This window comes from Blautia hansenii (assembly GCF_013304445.1).
GTDB lineage: Bacteria > Bacillota > Clostridia > Lachnospirales > Lachnospiraceae > Blautia.
Genome location: NZ_JAAITA010000061.1, coordinates 1 through 1,227 on the forward strand (window position 1 = coordinate 1; position 1,227 = coordinate 1,227).

Here is a 1,227-nt window from a genome sequence, read left to right on the forward strand (position 1 = left end):
TTAACCGGTGAAATCATGACTATGCCGGGTCTGCCGAAAGTGCCGGCTGCTGAAAGAATTGATGTGGATGCGACAGGAAAAATTTCCGGTCTGTTCTAAGAGTGAAATAAGAATACAGCTGCCGCATCATGCAGCCGTCTGGAAGATTCCGGATATATGCAGAGTGCGGCAGTTCTGTTTATATTAGGAGAGTTTGGGCTGGAAGGGAGTAGGTAAATATGTATAAAGATGAGTATAAGGCCGTATGTAATAGTGCGGCAGCAAAATTAAATTTATTGAAGAACAATCCTCTGGGATATTTTATGTCTGCTATTCTTGCGGGTGTGTTTGTGGCCATGGGGGGTTTTGTGGCATTTACACTGGCTGGTCATCTGTCAGGTGCAGAAATGACAGCGAACTGGGCGAAACCGGCGCAGAGTGCGGCATTTGCAGCAGCGCTTAGTTTGGTTATTATGGCAGGTGCAGACTTATTTACAGGAAATAATTTTGTTCTGTCGGCAGCAGTATTCAGAAAGACAGCCTCCTGGGGGGACGCTTGTAAATTATGGGGTATCTGTTGGATTGGAAACCTGGTTGGTTCTCTTTTATCATCTGCTCTTTTCGTGGCTGCAAAAGTTCCAACAGGCGGTATTGGTGATTACTTCGTAAACCTGGCAGTGAATAAGACCACCACGGCTCCTGTGCCATTGTTTGTCAAAGCAGTATTGTGTAATATACTGGTATGTCTTGCCGTATGGTGCGGAATCAAAATGAAATCTGAATCAGGCAAACTGATTATGATTTTCTGGTGTATCTTTGTGTTCATGGTATGTGGATTTGAGCATAGCATTGCAAACATGAGCAGCATCGGTGTTTCTCTTCTTACAGGAAAAGTTGGAATCGGTGCATATTGCTATAATGTCATTATCGTAACGCTTGGGAATATGGTTGGCGGTATCTTAGGTGTGGCACTTCCATATCATTTGATTTCAAAAGAAAAATAAGTACATAGAGAGAACTTTGAGGGGAGTAAAAGGCGCTGAACGCAGAATGCGGGTCAGCGCCTTTTTTGCGGTGCGCCTGGCGGCATTTGAACAATATTTTTAAATTACTGTATTGGTCTACACCCTTGCTTTATGGTATATCAGGATAGAATTTTATTTCTATATTGACTAGTGCATTGGCACGTATATATTTAGCATTACTGCCACTTACACGGAAGTGGCAGTAAATTTGGGATATAGCGAA

2 protein-coding genes are annotated in these 1,227 nt (G+C 43.0%); both read left to right on the plus strand.

Going from position 1 to position 1,227, the window contains the following annotated elements; translation table 11 throughout:
• Positions 1–99, plus strand: a 99-nt coding sequence (locus G5A70_RS15475) for a formate--tetrahydrofolate ligase (protein WP_173750332.1), incomplete at its 5' end; no start/stop codon positions are given.
• 119 nt (positions 100–218) lie between these two features.
• Entirely contained in the window at positions 219–983 is a 765-nt protein-coding gene (locus G5A70_RS15480; protein WP_173750333.1) for a formate/nitrite transporter family protein, read from the plus strand.
• Positions 984–1,227 lie beyond the last annotated feature (244 nt).